This window comes from Streptomyces sp. Rer75 (assembly GCF_013414305.1).
Taxonomy (GTDB): domain Bacteria; phylum Actinomycetota; class Actinomycetes; order Streptomycetales; family Streptomycetaceae; genus Streptomyces; species Streptomyces himastatinicus.
Window position 1 is genome coordinate 459,689 of the sequence record NZ_CP058693.1, and the last position, 13,817, is coordinate 473,505.

The window sequence follows — 13,817 nt, forward strand, 5'->3', positions numbered from 1 at the left end:
GACCTCCTGGCCGGGTCACGGGACGCGGTGCTCGGACGATTCCGGCGACCGGGCGGCCTGATGGCGCTCGGCCAGCCGCTGGACGGCGGCGTCGCTCTGGGTCTCCTCGATCCGCTCGGCCGCGCCCTCCTCGTAGACCGACAGGTCCATGGAACCGGACGCGGTCGTGACGCCCGACTGCAGGACGTCGCACTGCCCGCGGAAGCGCAGCACGTCCGGCCGCTTCCATACGGCCTCGTCGAGGTGATAGTCGATCTCGGCGTCCAGCGGGAGCAGGAAGCGGGAGAACGACACCTGAAGGGAGTTGAGGAGGAACCGCTGGACGGGCTGACGCGGCTTCAGCAGATACCGTTCGGCGACGGCCAGCGACATCTGCCGGACGGCCTCCGTCACCACCATTCCCGTGACATGGGTGCCGGTGGTGTGGTCGAGCACCATCTCGTTCGTGTTCGACAGGCGCAGCACGGCCCGGTAGCGGGTGTCGCCGACCCGCCGCAGACCGGCGATCAGGACGTTCTCCTGACGGTGCTTGTGGACTTCAGCGTGGCCGGCGAGCTCCGGCGGGACCGCGTCCCACAGCGCGGTCCCGGGCAGCCGACAACGCTTCAGCTCCGCCCGGATGAGGTCCATCTCGTGCCGTTCGATGCCCTGTCCCGGGACGAGCATCGGCAGCGGATCCCTCAGCCGCCCCGCTCTCAAGTCCGCTATGAGCCTGGACAACGACGTGAGGCCCGCCCGTGGCGGCCCCCCGGCCAAGCGGTCTCCGACGATGAACACGATCTCGTCGTTCATCCTGGTTCCCTTCCGTGGTGTGCCGGTTCGGCATTGTTCAGCGGGCGGCCTGCGCCGCGTCGGCCGGCCGCTCGGCGGCGACGATCCGCAACCGTCCTTCCTCACCCCGTGCGAGGGCCGCCAGAAGTTCCGCCGCCGCCTTCCCGCGGGGACCCGCGAAGGAGTCGTCCAGCTCGCGCAGCGCCGCGACGACCGCGCCGAGCTCCTCGGCCAGTTCGGCCAGTACCCGCTCGACGGGGCCCGCGTTCGAGCCGATGATGTCGGCCCACAGCCCGGCGTCTCCCGCCGCGATGCGCGTCGCGTCCCGCAGCCCCTTGCCCACCAGCCGCAGCTGTGCCGTCTCAGCGCCGAGCAGCCGGCCGGCCAGCAGGCTCGCCACCATGTGGGGGGCATGCGAGGTCAGGGCGACCGCCCGGTCGTGCTCGGCGTGTCCCATGATCACCGGCTGGCCGCCGCACAGCTCGATCAGCTCGGTGGCGTGGTGCAGGGCCTCGGCGCGGGAGAACGCGGAGGGGGTGAGCACCCACGTACGGCCTTGGAAGAGGTCCGCGCGGGCGGCCATCGGACCCGACAACTCCCGCCCCGCCATGGGGTGTCCGCCGACGTAGCGCGTCAGGTCGCAGCCGGCCGACGCGGCGTCCATCAGGGGGCGCATCTTGACGCTGGCCACGTCGGTGAAGAAACGCGCCAGCATGCGGTGCTGATACTCCTTGAGCACCGACGCCGTATGCGCGGGCGGCACCGCGACGACCGCCAGGTCGACCGGGGCGCGCGGGGTCGCGGCGAGGCCGGCGCCCAGGGCCGCGGCGGTCCTGGCCGCTTCCGGATCCCGGTCCAGGAGGTAGGTGGTGACCCCCTGGCCGGTGAGGGCGAGCGCCACCGAGGTGCCGATGAGGCCGGTTCCGATCACTGCCGCGCTACGCATGTGCGCCGTCCTTCCCGTCCCGCACCGTCCACGCCGCCGCGTCCGGAGCGAGTGCGGCGCCGCCCGGCGGCCCCGGCTCGCTGGTCAGCAGGACGGTGTGGCCCTCGGGCAGCGGGACGGCGCGGTCCGAGAGGTTCACCACGCACACCACGTCACCGCGCCGGAAGGCGAGCACGCCGGGGCCGCCGGGCAGCCACTCCAGCGGCGCGCCGTGCAGCGCGGGCAGCGCCCGCCGCAGGCGCAGCGCCGCCCGGTACAGCTCCAGCGTCGATCCGGCCACGCCCTCCTGCGCCTCGACGGTGAGCTCCGCCCACCCCTTCGGCTGCGGCAGCCACGGCTCGGCGTCCTCACCCGTGAAGCCGTACGGCGGGGCGGCACCGCCCCACGGCAGCGGCACCCGGCACCCGTCGCGCCCCGGATCCTCGCCGCCCGAGCGGAAGTGCATCGGATCGCGCAGCCGGTCCGCCGGAATGTCCTCGACCTCCGGCAGGCCCAGCTCCTCCCCCTGGTAGAGGTAGACGGATCCCGGCAGGGCGAGGGTGAGCAGCGCGGCGGCCCTGGCGCGGCGGGTCCCCAGGGCGAGATCCGTCGGCGTGCCGTGGGCCTTGGCGGCGAAGTCGAAGCCGGTGCCGGCCCGGCCGTAGCGGGTGACGGTGCGCGTCACGTCGTGATTGCACAGCACCCAGCAGGCGGGGGCGCCGCCGTGCGCGGCGAGCGTGGCGTCGACGCAACGGCGCAGCTGTTCGGCGTCCCAGGTACTGCGCAGAAAGTCGAGGTTGAAGGCGGTGTGCAGCTCGTCGGGGCGCAGATAGCGGGCGAAGCGCCCGGGTTCGTGCAGCCACATCTCGCCGATGAGCGCGCGGTCGCCGGGATAGGAGTCGGTGATCCGCCGCCAGGAGCGGTAGAGGCCGTGGAGTTCCTCGCGGTCGGCGTACGGGTGCGAGGGGTCCTCCGGGGCGAGGCCGGGGTCGGCGAGGTCGGGCAGGGCCGGGTCCTTGGCGAGCAGGGTCGCGGAGTCCACGCGTATGCCCGCGACCCCGCGGTCCAGCCAGAACCGCAGTACCTCCTCGTGGGCGTCGCGCACCCGGGGGTGGCCCCAGTTGAGGTCGGGCTGGTCGGGGGAGAACAGGTGCAGAAACCACTCGCCGGGCGTTCCGTCCGGCCCGGCGGTCCGCGTCCAGGCCGGGCCGCCGAACTCCGAACGCCAGTTGTTGGGCGGCTCCTGACCCGACGGGCCGCGCCCGGGACGGAAGTGGAACAGCGCGCGCTCCGCGGAGCCGGGGGGCGCGGCGAGCGCGGCGCGGAACCACGGATGGGCGCTGGAGACGTGATTCGGCACGATGTCCACGACCGTACGGATGCCGAGCTCAAGGGCTTCGGCGATGAGCCGCTCGGCCTCGTCGAGGGTGCCGAACAGCGGGTCGACACCGTGGTAGTCCACGACGTCGTAGCCGCCGTCGGCCATGGGCGAGGGGTACCACGGCGTGAACCACAGGGCGTCGACGCCGAGCCGCGCCAGATACGGCAGCCGGGCCCGGACCCCGGCGAGGTCGCCCGTGCCGTCCCCGTTGCCATCGGCGAAGCTGCGCAGGTAGATCTCGTAGATCACCGCGCTCCGCCACCAGGCCCGGTCCTGGGGCACGGACCGTACGGAGCGCGCGGGTCGCGCCGTTCGCGCCGTCACGGCTGCCCGGCCCGGGCCGGATCCGCGAGGGACAGCTCCGCCACATCCACCACGGTCAGATCGGGCAGCACACGGTGGGCGAGCGAGTAGTCGCAAGCACGCGTCAGCGGGGTGGGAACGGCCAGCACCGTCATGCCCGCCGCCCGGGCCGCCGCGACCCCGCTCACCGAGTCCTCGAACACGACGCAGCGCTGCGGCGCCACCGAAAGCCGCGCGGCCGTCTCCAGGTACACGGCGGGGTCGGGCTTCCGCCGCGGTACCTGGTCACCGGTGACGACCGTCGCGAAGCTGCCGGCCAGTTCGTAGTGGCGCAGCCAGCGCCGCACCCAGCCCTCGTCCGCCGCCGAGGCGACCGCGAGCGGCAGGCCCACGGCCCGCAGTGCGGCGAGCAGTTCGCGGACTCCCGGCATCAACCGCACGTTCTCGGGGGTGAAGTGCTCGGCCCACAGCGTGTCCAGCCGGTCCTGGAGCTGGGCGTCGGTACGGGTGACGGCCCCGGCGGAGTTCCGCAGCATGCCGAACAGCAGGGGGTGCGCGTCGGGGCTGCCGCAGACCTCCCGCGCCCACCGCCCCTGGGGGAGTTCCGCGCCGTGCTCCCGGAACAGGGCGGAGCAGGCGAGGAAGTGGGGGCGGATCGAGTCGACCAACACTCCGTCGTGGTCGAAGACGACGGCCTGGATCGCTGGGTCCATCAGGAACCTTTCTCGGGTACGTCAGGGGCGGGGGAGCGGGGTCACGGCTGTGGCCGTGGCACCTCGCGGATCACGCGGGCGGGGTTGCCCACCGCGATCACGTCGGCCGGCAGGTCCCTCGTGACCACGCTTCCGGCGCCCACGACGGTCCGTTCGCCGATGGTCACCCCCGGCAGCACGATCACCCCGCCGCCGAGCCACACGTCGTCCCCGATGGTGATCGGCCGGGCCCGCTCCCACATGGCGCTCCGCCGTTGTGGGTCGAGGTCGTGGTCGGCGGTGTAGAGCTGGCACCTCGGCGCCAGCCAGACGCGCGAACCCAGCACGATCGGCGCGCAGTCCAGAAGCACGGCGTCGAAGTTGATCCTGGTCTCGGCGCCCAGCTCGATGAAGAAGCCGAATTCGCACAGGAACCGGGGCATCACCCAGCCGCCGGGCCCGACCCGGCCGAGCAGCTCGTGAAGAATCGGCTGCCGGGCCTTGTCGTCGGTGAGCGCGGTCGCGTTGAACGCGTCCAGGAGGCGGGCACAGCGCTCCCGGTAGGGCATCAGGGCCGGCTCCGTGGACACGTACGGCAGTCCGCCGGCCATCCGGGCCTTGAGCGCGGCCAGTTGTCTCCGCTCGTCGGTCGCTTCCATGTCCTCGTCCATTGAGATGCCTTTCCGGGGGCTGGTTACCGGGGGCGGAGCCGGAGGGTGATCGGCCGGTGGTCGGAGGCGCCCGGCCGTCCGTCGTGCGGGAGCAGCCGGGGGTCGTCCACCGCCTGGTACGAGGCCAGCGCCCCGGTCAGGGGCGGCGACAGCAGGAACACGTCGATGCGGCGCGGCGCCTGGCCCGGCGGGTGGTGCCCGAAGGTCGGCGAGCGATCCCGCGCATGGGCTCCCGCGTCGACGAACAGCGGATCGTCGGCCTCGCCCAGCAGCCGCCGCAGCGGAGAGCGGTCGGCGTGCTTCTCGCCGGGCCACCGGTGGTCGTCGCGGCGGTGGCGGGGCACGGTCGTCCAGTCCGGCTCCGGATCGTCCGGCGGGAGGGAGTTCGCGTCCATGGCCAGGACCGTGGGGGCCGGCGCGGCGGGGTTCGCGTACTGGCGCAGCCGGTCGGACTCGATCCGCCGGTTCGTGGGGCTGAACGGGTCCAGATGGGCCACGACGAACCGCAGCTCGTGCGACCACCCGGGCAGCCGCAGCGTGACGCTGCCGTGGCCGTGCCACGGGGCGAGGTCGTGCGGTATCCGCTCGGTCTCCACCGGTTCGATGTCCCGCTGCCAGAAGATCGCCAGATGGCAGCCGGTCTTCGCGGTGAACAGCGCGCCGTCCATGCCGAACCCGGCCTTGGCGTCCTCGAAGAACCGCCCCCCGTCCCGGTCCCAGCCCCACCCCTCGGTGGTCATCAGCACCCGGGGCCGGTGTTCCGCGACGATGTCCCGCTGCAGCAGCCAGCGTTCGTCCCGGCCTTCCAGCCGGTCGATGCCCGCCTCGTACAGGTTCCAGAACATGACGAGGTCGCTCGCGGCGGCCGTCGCCGGCTGCATGCCCGCCCCGCTCACTTGAATCCGAGGATCATGGATTCCGGACCGTCCAGGTGTTCCACGCGGGTCTCCCGGAAGCCCGCCTCACGCAGCCATTCCTGGCACTCGGGGCCGGTGTAGTCGAAGCCGCCGGGGACCTCCAAGTGCATCATGAGGCTGAGGATCAGCCCGACCGCGTTGCTCCGCCGGTCGCCGTCGATCAGCGTCTCGTAGATCAGCACGGCCCCGCCCTCCGGCAGTGCCCGGTACGCCTTGTCCAGCAGCAGCCGCTTCTCCTCCAGCCCCCAGTTGTGCAGGATGTGCCCGAACACCAGCACGTCGGCCGAGGGCAGTTCGTCGCGGAAGAAGTCCCCGGGCCTGAAGCTCATCCGGTCGGCGAGGCCGAGCGCGCCGGTGTACGCCTCGAACCCCTCGCGGGCCTGCGGCAGGTCGAAGCCGACCGCGGTCAGATGCGGGTGGCGCAGCAGGATCCGGCCGGGCAGCGCGCCCTCGGACGCGCCGATGTCGGCGAGCGAGCGGTAGCTGTCCCAGGGGAAGCTCTCCGCGATCACCCGCGCCGAGCCGATGCTCAGCGCCGTCATGTCCCGCTGGAAGGCGCGGACCGAGTTCGACGTCGCGTACATGTCGGCGTAGAAGTCCCGGCCGGTACGGGCCCCGCGCAGCGCCTCGCCGGTCCGCAGCACTCCCGTCAGGTCGTCGGCCAGGCCCGCGCACTGGGTCAGGTAGCTGTCGCCGAGATAGGTGGCGGGCTTGCCCGCGTCCAGGTATTCGTCGGCCGCAGGCGTGTTGGCGTAGACATCGCCGGTACGGTCCAGCAGGTCGAGCGCCACCAGGGCGTCCAGGAAGTCGCCGACGGCGCCGGGGCCGAGACTGAGCCGGCCGGCCAGCTCATCTCCGCGCAGCGGCTCCTTGGCCAGCTCGGTGAAGACGCCCAGCTCGATGGCGCTGAGCATCGTCTTGGTCTTCCAGTACGCCCAGAACAACTCGGTGACGGGCTGAGGTGAGGTCATGTCCTTACCTTCTGGTCGGGTCGGTCGGCGGGGTGCGGATGGGCGGCGGTCGGTTCCGCCCGCCGGGCCAGGGCGACGGCGGCCGTGACAGCCAGGCCGCACAGCAGGGTGAGAGTGGCGATCGACAGCGGAATCGACACCGCTGCCCGGGCCGGGGCGGCGAACAGGCCCAGCAGGGGCGGCAGGGCCGCGCTGCCGATCAGGTTGGTCAGCAGCAGTACGGCGCTGACGCGCTCCGGAGGGAGCGGCAGGGCGGCGGTGGCCCAGACGAGCACGGTCGGGAAGACCGTGCCCAGCGCGAACCCGGCCAGCCCGTAACCCGCCGGTGCCCAGCGGCCGTCGAGCGTGGTGAGGAGCAGGCCGGTGGCGGCGAGCAGGCAGAGCAGGACCAGCCGCGGTTGGCCCAGCCGGTGCGTCACGGGCGGCAGCACCACCCGGCCAGCGGTGAGGCCCGCCCAGAACAGCGCGGTGAGCCCGGCGGCCTCCTCGGCGGAACGGCTCGCGGCCTCCAGGTGGGTGGACTCCAGCGCGCCGATACCGGCCTCCACGCCCGCGTACAGGAAGGCCACGGCCGCGAACACGGTCAGCAGGGGCAGGCGACGGCGCCCGGCCGGGGCGTCGGTGTCGGTATCGGTCGTAGGCGGGGTGCCGGGGCCCGCCGTGCCGAGGTGCCGGGCCGGCCAGAGGAGCGGCGCCGCCAGCCCCGCCGTCACCAGCAGCAGCCACGACACCTCACCGAACCGCCCCACCAGCAGCGGCCCCACGGTGGCGCCCGCGCCGAAGCACGCGTGCAGCAGATTCATCAGCAGCAGCCCGCGCCGCCCCGGGAAGCGGCCGAAGAAGGCGTTCAGATACAGCAGCAGCCCGCCGAAGCCCGTCGCCGTGGCGAACGCGTTCAGCAGCCACCAGGTGGGCGCGAGCGCCATCCCCGCGCAGCCGCCCGCGAACGCGCCCAGCAGGGCGAGGACCGGGCGCCCGGTGGCGGACCCCCCGGCGCCGGTACGGCCGCCCAACCCGCACGCGGCGACCCCGGCGAGCGCACCCAGGTTGTACAGCCCGACCAGCTCGGCCCCGCCCCCCTCGGGCAGCCCGTACGCGGACCTGAGCAGCGGCAACGCCGCTCCCAGCGCCGCGGTGACCACACCCAGCAGCAGGGACAGCACCAGAGGGGCCACGACGAGTAGCCGGGCGGGCGCGGCGGGCGGCACCGGCATGGTCACCTCCGGTCGGGCAGGGCTGTGGCGCGGAACCTGACCGGGGCGAAGACGGCCGAGGCGGACGGGGTGAACGGCGCCTGGACGAAGAGCCCCAGCCGCAGCTCCGGCTCCGAGAAGCCGAAGAACGTTCGTACGAACCGCCAGTCGTCCTCGGGCGCCGCACGGAAGAACACCGCCTGCCGGGGCCCCTCGCGGGTCACCAGCAGCTCCGCCTCGGGACCGGCCAGCGCCGGCCCCAGCGCCTCGTCGGACACCGGCCGGGACAGCACAGTGACCACCGCCCAGCCACCCGCCTTGACCCGTTCCACGCAGACCTTGAGCCAGCCCTCGGGGCCGTGCAGGGCGATCCCGCCCGCGTCGCCGAACGCGGCGCCGTCGACCGAGATCCGGGTCCAGGCGGTGAAGTCGCCCCGGACCGTGCGCTGGAGCAGCGGCAGTCCGCTCGCCTCGTGGGCGCCGGGCATGGCGAACAGATCGGCCCCTCCCGGCGCGGTGATCTCCAGCGACCCGCCGGTACGCGAGCAGGAGAGCGGCTCGGCGGACCAGCTCCAGCCCTCGTCGAAGCCGAACACGGCCTCCGTCTGTGCGGTGCCCGTGGGCTCCGTCGACGCCGTCATGCCGTCATCCCGCCGTCGACGCTGATCGCCTGGCCGGTGACCTTCTTCGCCGTGGCCAGGAAGACCACCAGCTCCGCGATGTCCTCGGGGGTCTGGAATTCCCGCTGGGGAATCATGGTGCGCATCCGCTCCCAGCACTCGTCCTCGGTCTCGCCGGGCCGGACGAACGCCGACAGGAGATAGCTCCACATATTGGTCCGGATCATCCCGGGGCAGATCGCGTTGACCCGGATGCCGTCGCGGGCCACCTCCAGGGCGAGCGAGGAGGAGAAGCCGATCACTCCGAACTTCGCGGCGCAGTAGTGCGACACCTTGGCGAAGCCGCCGCGCCCCGACACCGAGGAGAAGTTGATGATTGCCCCGCCGCCGGAGTCGCGCAGCAGCGGCACGGCGTGCTTGGAGGACAGGAAGACGCCGTCCAGATTCCCGGACACCACCTGCTGGAACTCCGTGAGCTCCATCTGCTCCACCGGGCTGACATGGGTCACCCCGAAGGCGTTGACGACCACGTCGAGCCGTCCCGGCCCGCCTGCCAGCGACCCGTACAGCTCGCGCACCGCGGCCTCGTCGGTGGCATCGACCTCCGCCGCGGTCACCCTCAGCCCCGCCTCGCTCAGCCGGGCCGCCAGCTTCTGGGCGTCGGCGAAGCCGCTCACCCGGGTGGACCGGTAGTGGTTGAACACCGAGGGCAGCCGGTCGGTGTCGGCCACCACCACGGTCGCGTCCTGCCGGGCCAGCGCCTCCACCGCGGCGGCACCGATGCCCCGGCCACCGCCGATGACCAGCGCCACCTTGCCGGCGAGCCCCGTCCCCGTCCCCGTATCGGTCCCGGTCCCGGATTCCGTTGTCGTCATGCCGTCATGTCCTTCCCATGCGTTGCGCTTACGGGCTCCGGCGTCAGGCCGTAGTCGAGCGGGGGTAGCACCAGGGCGTCCAGGAGCCGGGGGAAAGCCCGGTAGTCCGCCAGATTGCGGCTTCCTTCGGTGATCAGCCGCCGCAGCTCCCTCCGGTCCTGGCCCGACTCCTCCGGCAGGGCGTCCACCGCGGACAGCAGGCCGTCGTCCCGGCGCCGGAAGAAGTCGGTGAAGATCTGCTCGGACCGTGCCAGCGCCCGGTCCAGGTCGACGCCCGTCCGCCGCTCCACCGTCAGCCGACCGGTCAGCCGGGCGTCGTAGGCGATCTCCTGTCGCACCACCTCGCCGGACAGCGCCCGCAGGAACGTCCGGTCCTGGTACGGCGACTCGGCAGTCACGTCCGCGGGTTCGAAGTCGCGGCCGCACAGCTTGTCCACGAGCGCGTCCTCGTCGACCCAGCCGAGCGCCTCGACCCTGCTCATGGAGAACGCGGTCTCGGTGTCGAGCGCCGTCGGCACCAGATTGCGCGCGGGCAGCAGTTCGACGGCCGGGCCGATATCGGCACCCAGTACCGGAATCCCGTGGGCGAGCGCCTCCAGCACCACCCGGCCGAGCGTCTCCCGCGACGCCGTGCTCGGGAACAACAGCACATCTATCTCCGAGAAGAACCCGGCGAGTTCGTTCTGCCCCAGGACGCCGAGCACCCGGACGGCATCCGGCTCGACCCCCTGTCGGCCCAGCTCCGCCAGCACCGAACCGGTCTCCCAGCGGGGATGGTTCGGCTTGCCCGCGCACAGCAGACTGACGCGCCCCGGGCTCGCCCGGTGGCAGCGAGCGAAGACCGACAGCACCTGGTCGAAGTTCTTCGCCAGAGACAGGGCACCGAGATAGCCGATGCGCAGCGGCTCGTCGGGCGCCGGTATCCGGGCCCGGGGAAGCCGGGGCAGCCGGTCGAGCATGGGGTAGGCGACCGCCGAGTTGTCCTCGGTGACCGACGCCAGATGCCGGATGAACAGCTGGCGCGTGTACTCGGTCGGGAACAGCACCAGGTCACCGGGGCGCAGCAGCGGCGCGCACAGCTCCTCCTGCGCCCAGTAGCCGGACCACAGCGCCGTGTGCACCTCGCGGACGATCCGGAAGCGGCCCTTCGTACGCTCCCGCCACAGGTGGTGCAGGAAGGCGTACGGGCCTGCCCCGGCGTACACCACCTCGCCCGGCGAGGCCGATGCGACACTCTCGGCACCGCGGGTCAGATCGTGCCAGGCAACGCTCCGGTGGCTGTCCAGCAGTTCAGCCACCTCACGATGCATGAGGATGGCGCCGTCGACGATGCCCGAGGTGTCCGGCGCCCGGTAGTCATGCGCGTGCAGCCGCACGGGGGGCCTCCTCCCCGGGACGGTCCTCGCCGTCCGCGTCCGACGGCCTTCCGTCGAGCAGTTCGCGCAGCTGCGCCGGGCTCATCCGGTGCAGCCGGAGCTGCTTGTCGTGCACGCGGTTGGCGATGTCCCGCTGTACGCCGTGCACCTCGGCCGGGAGCAGGTACTTCGTGCGCAGCCGCTCGCCGAAGCCGCCGTGCGCCCCGTTGTACTCGATGGCCAGCAGCCGTTCGCTGCCGCGCAAGCGCGCGACGGTCTCCGCATCGAGCTCGGGGTCGAGCGCCGCGCAGTGCAGATGCGGCAGGCCGAGGTCCCGATTGGCCTCCGCGACGAGTACGGTCGCGTAGCCGAAGGTGACCAGGGCAGTCCCCAGGTCACCGGCGGCGGGCGGGGTGATCCACACTCCGCCGTCCACGTCTGCGGAGCAGTCCGCCCCGGGCGGGTCGAACTTCGCGTCGACCGTGCTGAGAACGTGCGTGATGTCCGGGTTGTGGTCCAGCCGGTCCAGGCAGGCGTCGAACTCCGCCTCGGTCACCGGCTCGTAGACGCGGGTGTTCATCACCAGGCCGAGCAGGTTCGCGGCGTTGTGCGCGCCGCCCCAGGCCCCCCAGCTGCGCCCGGCCAGCACCAGCAGATTGCGCACGCTGGTGGTCGCCTCGGTGAGCATGCTGAGCGAGTCCATGTAGTACATCGCGTCGGTGGCGACCACCTTCAGCGTCCGCTCGGGCAGCGCGAGGGTCAGGCCGAGGCTGAGCGTCTCCGCGAGCCCGGTGTTGGTGTACGGCACCTTGCCGCGCAGCCCGAAGCGGTTCGCCATGTCGGCGGTGAACACCGCGAGTTCCCGGCCGGTGCGCTTCTGGCGGTCGGCCAGCATCCGTCCGGTGGTCGCGGCGAAGGACACCTTGGCGGGCTTCGCCGGTGCGGCCGAGCCCTCTGCCGGCTTCGGCTTGAAACTGTGGTCGCCCTTGCGGGTCCGGCACACCAGCGCCGCCGACCCCGGCGCGGCCAGCAGTTCGCCGAGCGAGTCCGCGACGGCCTTCGCGTCCAGGCCGTCGACCTCCTCGACACGGTGCAGATAGCCGGCCAGGTAGTCGCGGCTGAGCGGCCTCGGGAGCGGCTCGATGCCCTTGTCGTTGGCGTCCACGACCAGGACCAGATTGGTCAGACCCGCGTCGTGGGCGAAGCGCAGGCACTCGAAGACCACGCCCTCCTGCAACTCGCCGTCGCCGGCCAGGCAGACCACCTTGCGGTCGTCGCCCCGCTCGGCCATCGCGCTGGCGAGACTCACCGCCTGCGCGACGCCCACACCGAGGCTGTACCGCATGGTGTTGCGGAAGCCCAGGTCCCGGTGGATCACCCCGGTCAGTCCGCCCTGGTGCAGGGTGGCCAGCGGTGTGAACGGGAAGGTGCCACGGACGTAGTGCTCGGCGTAGAAGCTCGGCGCGATGTGTCCCCGGCCGACGATCAGCTCGGCCGGGCCCTGGCCCTCCTCGGAGTCCGCGGATACGAGTCCGAGCTCGAAGCAGGCGCGTACGAGCGGCAGGGACGACAGGCAGCTCTGGTAGTTCCCCGAGCCCGCGATCTCGTGCATCCGCAGCAGTACCCGGGCGCTGTCGTCATGGACCCGCTCGGGAACGGCGGCCGCGAGCTTGCGCAGCGAGTCGAGCAGCGGGCCACTGTAATCGCCCGCTTCCAGCTCGGCCAGCTCGCGCCGCACCACCGTGCTCTCCTCGGGCGTCAGCCGGGGCAGCGCGGCCTGACCCGGCTCGGCGAAGAGACCGCTCAGCCCGGTCATCGACCGCTCCCGCACACCTCGTCGAGGGCGGCGGCGAGGACCTGCAGCATCTCGTCCGCCTCGGTCTCGGTCGTCACGAAGGCGGGAGCCATGACGAACCAGTCGTCCTGGCCGCGGATGATCAGGCCGCGCCGCAGGCACGCCTGGGCGAACCGTTCGCCGATCGGCCGTTCGCCGCCGTCCTCCAGCAGTTTGACCCCGTACAGCAGTCCGATCGACCGCAAGGTGCCGCGCCCGCCGATCAGCTCCCGCAGCCGCGGCTCGATGTACTCCGACAGCTTGCCGATCCGCACCGGGAAGTCGCCGTCCCGGAACAGGTTCACCGCGGCCAGGCCCGCGGCCGAGGCCATGGGGTTGGCGGCGTACGTGTGCGAGGGGGCGAAGGCCAGCGGACCGCCGGAGTCACCGAGAATCGCGGCGACCCGCTCGGCCATCAGCACCGCGGCCAGCGGGGCGTAACCGCCGGATATGCCCTTGCCGACGCACATGATGTCCGGGGTGACGCCGAAGGTCTGGGCGGCGAACGGCCTGCCGGTGCGGCCGAATCCGGTGACGATCTCGTCGAAGACGAGCAGCACGTTGTGCCGGTCGCAGATCTCCCGGAGCCGCGTGAGGTAGTCGGCCGACGGGATCGCCATGCCGCGCAGATGGATGACCGGCTCGATGACCAGGGCGGCCACCGAATCCGGGCCCTCGGCCTCGATCGTCCGCTCGATGATCGACGCGGCCAGCGCTCCCGACTCCTCGGGCGGCACGCCCCAGAAGGACTCCAGGCAGTCCGGCGGCCAGACGTGGAGGAAGCCGCCCAGGCCCGGGCCGAAGCGCCCGACATCGGGACGCCCGGTCAGCGACAGCGAGCCGAAGGTGGCGCCGTGGTACCCGTGGTAGTGGCTGAGCACCTTGATCTTGTCGGGGTTGCCGTGCGTACGGTGGTAGAGCCGGGCCAGCCGGACCGCCGCCTCGACGCTCTCCGAACCGCCGTTGACCAGCTTGGCCGCCGTGATGCCGGGCGGCGCCAGGTCGACCAGGCCCCGGGCCAGCTCCAGCGCGGCGTGATTGGTGCCGTGCAGGGGTGGGTTGAAGGGGAGCGTCCGCAGCTGGTCCTCCACCGCCCGCGTGATGGGCTCGCAGTCGTAGCCGAAGCAGGTGACGAACACGCCGGACAGGCCGTCCAGATAGCTGCGGCCGCCGGCGTCCTGTAGCCGGATTCCCTTGCCGGAGGTGAAGAGCACCGCGTCCTCGGAGTGCGGGACCTCGAAGCAGTAGGCGGACAGGTCGGTCGGCCACGACGACAGCGTGGATTCTTGGACAGACATGAGGTATCTCT

13 protein-coding genes are annotated in these 13,817 nt (G+C 72.5%); all 13 read right to left on the minus strand.

Translation table 11 applies throughout. The annotated features are described in order from the left end of the window. Window positions 1–15: 15 nt before the first annotated feature. The 13 genes from HYQ63_RS01265 to HYQ63_RS01325 are packed head-to-tail and all read right to left on the minus strand — an operon-like array spanning window position 16 to window position 13,806. Window positions 16–792, minus strand: a complete 777-nt coding sequence (locus HYQ63_RS01265) for an AfsA-related hotdog domain-containing protein (RefSeq protein WP_179932087.1) — start codon at window positions 790–792, stop codon at window positions 16–18. Between the two features lie 37 nt (window positions 793–829). After that, a complete protein-coding gene (locus HYQ63_RS01270; RefSeq protein ID WP_179932088.1) occupies window positions 830–1,717 on the minus strand; it encodes a prephenate dehydrogenase in 888 nt (295 codons plus the stop codon). Continuing rightward, window positions 1,710–3,359: a glycoside hydrolase family 13 protein gene (locus tag HYQ63_RS01275; RefSeq protein WP_218929527.1), complete on the minus strand. Its 1,650-nt coding sequence runs from the start codon at window positions 3,357–3,359 to the stop codon at window positions 1,710–1,712. Before HYQ63_RS01275 ends, HYQ63_RS01270 begins: the two co-directional genes overlap by 8 nt. A gap of 38 nt (window positions 3,360–3,397) precedes the next feature. After that, the gene (locus tag HYQ63_RS01280; protein ID WP_179932089.1) at window positions 3,398–4,093 is read right to left on the minus strand and encodes an HAD family phosphatase; all 696 of its coding nucleotides are present in this window, start codon (window positions 4,091–4,093) and stop codon (window positions 3,398–3,400) included. A gap of 41 nt (window positions 4,094–4,134) precedes the next feature. Next, entirely contained in the window at window positions 4,135–4,731 is a 597-nt protein-coding gene (locus HYQ63_RS01285) for a sugar O-acetyltransferase (RefSeq protein WP_257231513.1), read from the minus strand. A 35-nt stretch (window positions 4,732–4,766) separates the two neighbouring features. Further along, window positions 4,767–5,624 (minus strand): endonuclease/exonuclease/phosphatase family protein, encoded by an 858-nt coding sequence (locus HYQ63_RS01290; protein ID WP_257231514.1) that lies wholly within the window; start codon window positions 5,622–5,624, stop codon window positions 4,767–4,769. Between the two features lie 11 nt (window positions 5,625–5,635). Continuing rightward, complete coding sequence (locus tag HYQ63_RS01295; protein WP_179932092.1) at window positions 5,636–6,631, minus strand: methyltransferase; 996 nt, start codon at window positions 6,629–6,631, stop codon at window positions 5,636–5,638. Next, window positions 6,628–7,845, minus strand: coding sequence for a sugar MFS transporter (locus tag HYQ63_RS01300; RefSeq protein ID WP_257231515.1), 1,218 nt, complete (start codon window positions 7,843–7,845; stop codon window positions 6,628–6,630). Before HYQ63_RS01300 ends, HYQ63_RS01295 begins: the two co-directional genes overlap by 4 nt. Before the next feature lie 2 nt (window positions 7,846–7,847). Continuing rightward, the gene (locus HYQ63_RS01305) at window positions 7,848–8,465 is read right to left on the minus strand and encodes a DUF1349 domain-containing protein (protein ID WP_179932094.1); all 618 of its coding nucleotides are present in this window, start codon (window positions 8,463–8,465) and stop codon (window positions 7,848–7,850) included. Beyond that, window positions 8,462–9,319 carry an SDR family NAD(P)-dependent oxidoreductase gene (locus HYQ63_RS01310; protein ID WP_257231516.1) on the minus strand — a complete coding sequence of 286 codons (858 nt, stop codon included), beginning with the start codon at window positions 9,317–9,319 and terminating at the stop codon, window positions 8,462–8,464. The genes HYQ63_RS01305 and HYQ63_RS01310 overlap by 4 nt, the downstream gene beginning before the upstream one ends. Further along, on the minus strand, window positions 9,316–10,695 hold the full coding sequence (locus HYQ63_RS01315; RefSeq protein ID WP_179932095.1) for a glycosyltransferase: 1,380 nt from the start codon (window positions 10,693–10,695) through the stop codon (window positions 9,316–9,318). The genes HYQ63_RS01310 and HYQ63_RS01315 overlap by 4 nt, the downstream gene beginning before the upstream one ends. Then, a complete protein-coding gene (locus HYQ63_RS01320) occupies window positions 10,676–12,490 on the minus strand; it encodes a 1-deoxy-D-xylulose-5-phosphate synthase N-terminal domain-containing protein (RefSeq protein WP_179932096.1) in 1,815 nt (604 codons plus the stop codon). The genes HYQ63_RS01315 and HYQ63_RS01320 overlap by 20 nt, the downstream gene beginning before the upstream one ends. Continuing rightward, on the minus strand, window positions 12,487–13,806 hold the full coding sequence (locus HYQ63_RS01325; RefSeq protein WP_179932097.1) for an aspartate aminotransferase family protein: 1,320 nt from the start codon (window positions 13,804–13,806) through the stop codon (window positions 12,487–12,489). The genes HYQ63_RS01320 and HYQ63_RS01325 overlap by 4 nt, the downstream gene beginning before the upstream one ends. Window positions 13,807–13,817: the final 11 nt, after the last annotated feature.

Bases quoted from the DNA above. Each gene is read 5' to 3' on its own strand.
- HYQ63_RS01265 (WP_179932087.1), bottom strand. From the start codon at position 792: ATGAACGACGAGATCGTGTTCATCGTCGGAGACCGCTTGGCCGGGGGG.
- HYQ63_RS01270 (WP_179932088.1), bottom strand. From the start codon at position 1,717: ATGCGTAGCGCGGCAGTGATCGGAACCGGCCTCATCGGCACCTCGGTG.
- HYQ63_RS01280 (WP_179932089.1), bottom strand. From the start codon at position 4,093: ATGGACCCAGCGATCCAGGCCGTCGTCTTCGACCACGACGGAGTGTTG.
- HYQ63_RS01285 (WP_257231513.1), bottom strand. From the start codon at position 4,731: ATGGAAGCGACCGACGAGCGGAGACAACTGGCCGCGCTCAAGGCCCGG.
- HYQ63_RS01290 (WP_257231514.1), bottom strand. From the start codon at position 5,624: ATGCAGCCGGCGACGGCCGCCGCGAGCGACCTCGTCATGTTCTGGAAC.
- HYQ63_RS01295 (WP_179932092.1), bottom strand. From the start codon at position 6,631: ATGACCTCACCTCAGCCCGTCACCGAGTTGTTCTGGGCGTACTGGAAG.
- HYQ63_RS01300 (WP_257231515.1), bottom strand. From the start codon at position 7,845: ATGCCGGTGCCGCCCGCCGCGCCCGCCCGGCTACTCGTCGTGGCCCCT.
- HYQ63_RS01305 (WP_179932094.1), bottom strand. From the start codon at position 8,465: ATGACGGCGTCGACGGAGCCCACGGGCACCGCACAGACGGAGGCCGTG.
- HYQ63_RS01310 (WP_257231516.1), bottom strand. From the start codon at position 9,319: ATGACGACAACGGAATCCGGGACCGGGACCGATACGGGGACGGGGACG.
- HYQ63_RS01320 (WP_179932096.1), bottom strand. From the start codon at position 12,490: ATGACCGGGCTGAGCGGTCTCTTCGCCGAGCCGGGTCAGGCCGCGCTG.
- HYQ63_RS01325 (WP_179932097.1), bottom strand. From the start codon at position 13,806: ATGTCTGTCCAAGAATCCACGCTGTCGTCGTGGCCGACCGACCTGTCC.